The sequence below is a fragment of the Methylobacterium sp. WL6 genome (assembly GCF_008040095.1).
GTDB lineage: Bacteria > Pseudomonadota > Alphaproteobacteria > Rhizobiales > Beijerinckiaceae > Methylobacterium.
Genome location: NZ_VRVH01000434.1, coordinates 1 through 2,856, shown reverse-complemented (window position 1 = coordinate 2,856; position 2,856 = coordinate 1). Strand labels below are relative to the sequence as shown.

Annotated in this window: 1 protein-coding gene, 1 tRNA gene and 2 pseudogenes; 3 read left to right on the top strand and 1 reads right to left on the bottom strand. The window is 65.7% G+C overall.

The window, feature by feature from the left end; genetic code table 11:
- Together FV230_RS26780 and FV230_RS31060 are read left to right on the top strand one after the other, a co-directional pair.
- Positions 1 to 124: pseudogene (locus FV230_RS26780) on the top strand (IS3 family transposase); the annotation flags it as partial.
- A 201-nt stretch (positions 125 to 325) separates the two neighbouring features.
- A pseudogene (locus FV230_RS31060) lies at positions 326 to 697 on the top strand (integrase core domain-containing protein); the annotation flags it as partial.
- A gap of 222 nt (positions 698 to 919) precedes the next feature.
- Here the strand turns inward: FV230_RS31060 and FV230_RS26770 are convergent.
- Positions 920 to 993: transfer RNA gene (locus FV230_RS26770), tRNA-Gln, on the bottom strand.
- A 442-nt stretch (positions 994 to 1,435) separates the two neighbouring features.
- On the opposite strand from FV230_RS26770, the gene FV230_RS26765 reads away from it, so the two are divergent.
- Positions 1,436 to 2,662, top strand: a complete 1,227-nt coding sequence (locus tag FV230_RS26765; protein ID WP_147727533.1) for an ABC transporter substrate-binding protein — start codon at positions 1,436 to 1,438, stop codon at positions 2,660 to 2,662.
- Positions 2,663 to 2,856 lie beyond the last annotated feature (194 nt).

Sequence of the window (2,856 nt, the reverse complement as noted above, 5' to 3'; positions counted from 1 at the left end):
GCTGAAATACCAGCCGCCGGCACCGGAGGTGTTCGTGCCAGCCTTCTCCGCTTGGCCGGCTGCGCTCGCCCGACCAGCTCCGCCGGCCAAGCTACTCGTGGCGGAGCGGCCCACCGTGCACTAACTTCACCCTTGGACCACCTCGCGGGGGCCGATCAACCCGCGTTTCGACGACGATGGCGGAACGTGCCCTGTGCCCGAGTTGCCTGATCCAAGGCAGTTACTGATTTGGCGTGCGCTCCTGTCGAAGAGGTAAGCGGATCTCGAAGGCACCGAAGGAGCAGTTTCGAAAACTCGATCCGCTCCACCACATGCCAGAACAACACATATCCGGTCCTACGACTTCGTCGAGCATCGTACGCACAGGGGTCGCAAGCAGCGAACGCTGAACGTGGTGGCGGCCCCAAGGATCGTGCAGCGCGCTCACCCGCAAGCGCTCGCTCAACCGGATCACTCGCAAGCTCCAGGCGGTAGACGCGATCGACGCGCTCTCGGACTTGTTCGGTTTAGATTGGGCACCCCATCAAATCCGCCCGGGCAACGGGCTGGAATTGATCGACAAACGGTCCAGGACTGGATCGCAGCGGTCGGCTCGCGGGCAGCCTGCATCAAGTCGGGCGGTCCCTGGGAAAACGGCTATTGCGAAAGCTTCAACGCGAAGCTCCGCGACGAACGCCTGAACGGCGAGGTGATCTTCGCCACAGCGTCGCGACCGACCTGCGCGAGCTCGGAAATACGGATCGGGAGATCGCCGATATCTTGGGCCAACGCACGGCCTACGCGACGCCGACGTACCACCGACATGAAACGGTCGAACGCACGCGTGATCGGCGATCTGCACGGGGAAGACCGTTCCGAAGAAAAGTCAAACCTGCCGCCGTAAGCGCTCGTCGCTGAAGCTAAGTCGTTGAAAATTCATTGGCTGGGGGACCTGGATTCGAACCAGGACCAGAGGAGTCAGAGTCCACCGTTCTACCGTTAAACTATCCCCCACCGAAGGGACGGGTACCGCTCGCGATCCGGGCACGGCTGGAAGCCGGCGACCGCTCGGAAGGGGTCCGTCGTTCGGGAGCGCTTCCGTTAAGGGGAAAGCGCGGATCGGTCAACAGGCTTTGCCCGCGCCGGCGCATTTCCGGGCCGGCCCGGTGCTTCCGGAACGCCCGGGCGCATCGTCCGGAGCATGGTCCCCGCGGAGGCCGCGACGGACGCCGCCTGGCCGACCCTCGCCGCGGCGGCCCGAGGTTCGCGCCGTAAAACCCACAACCCTTTGGATTTGTAGGCCGGACCTCGCGTCCTGCGTTGCGTTCGCGTGCACGTTCGACAATATTCCAGCGCCCGGGCAGGGGTCCGAGACTTCGGGCCGCAGAACCCGCGACGGTGCCTCAAGGCACCGCGACACAAAAAACGCCCGGATCGGGACACGGAGGAAACAGCCATGACACTGACGACGCGCGCGTTCGTCGGCGCCCTGCTCGGCGCGACGGCACTGGCCACGCTCGGCGCCCTGCCGTCCCAGGCCGCGGACCCGATCAAGATCGGCGTCACCGGCCCCTATACCGGCGGCTCCTCCGCCATGGGGGTGTCGATGCGCGACGGCGCACGGCTGGCGGCCGCCGAGATCAACAAGGCCGGCGGCGTGCTCGGGCGTCAGATCCAGCTCGTCGAGCGCGACGACGAGGCCAAGAACGAGGTCGGCGCCCAGGTGGCGCAGGAGCTCATTAGCAAGGAGAAGGTCGTCGCGACGCTGGGCTTCATCAACACCGGCGTGGCATTGGCCGCGCAGCGCTTCTACCAGGAAGCCGAGATCCCGGTGTTCAACAACGTCGCCACCGGCACCGTCATCACCAACCAGTTCAAGGCGCCGGACTACGACAGCAACTACGTCTTCCGGAACTCGGCCTACGACGTGCTGCAGGCCGGCATGATGGTCGACGAGGCCGTCGCGCAGGGCCACAAGAAGATCGCCATCCTCGCCGACTCGACCAATTACGGCCAGCTCGGCCGCGAGGACATCGAGAAGTACCTCGGCACCAAGGGCGTGAAGCCGGTGGTGGTCGAGAAGTTCAACATCAAGGACGTCGACATGACGGCCCAGCTGCTGAAGGCCCAGCAGGCCGGCGCCGACGTGATCCTGGCCTACGGCATCGGGCCGGAGCTGGCGCAGATCGCCAACGGCATGGCCAAGCTCGGCTGGAAGGTGCCGATGATCACCTCGTGGCCGGCCTCGATGCAGAGCTTCATCGACATCGCCGGCGCCAACGGCAACGGCGTGGTGATGCCGCAGACCTTCATCGAGGACAAGACGCTGCCGAAGCGCAAGGCCTTCCTGGAGGACTACTACAAGACCTACGGCGTGACCAAGATCCCGACCCCGGTCGCCGGCGCGCAGGGCTACGACTCGGTGTTCCTGATCGCCGCCGCGATCAAGCAGGCCGGCTCGACCGACGGGCCGAAGATCCGCGAGGCGCTCGAGAACCTCAAGGAGAAGGTCGAGGGCGTGGTGACGACCTACGACAAGCCCTTCACCGCCGCCGACCACAACGCGATCTCGCGCAACATGGTCGTGTTCGGGAAGGTGCAGGACGGCAAGATCGTCTACGCCAAGGACACGGACGCCAAGAACGCCGGCGTGGTGCGCGTCAAGGAAAAGACCTCCAACTGACGATTTTCGTCGGTCGGGCGGGATGATCCACCGCCGCCGGAACGCTTATCGAGCGTCCGGCGGCGCGCGAGGTCCCGCAACCGCCCGCGTGCCGGGGCGGCACGCGGGCGGTTGCGGGGCCGGTGTCGTATACACATCTCCGGGCCCCCGAGACATGCGCAGGGGGGGGGTGGCGTGGTGGGGGTGTAAAAAAA

Bases quoted from the DNA above. Each gene is read 5' to 3' on its own strand.
- FV230_RS26765 (WP_147727533.1), top strand. From the start codon at position 1,436: ATGACACTGACGACGCGCGCGTTCGTCGGCGCCCTGCTCGGCGCGACG.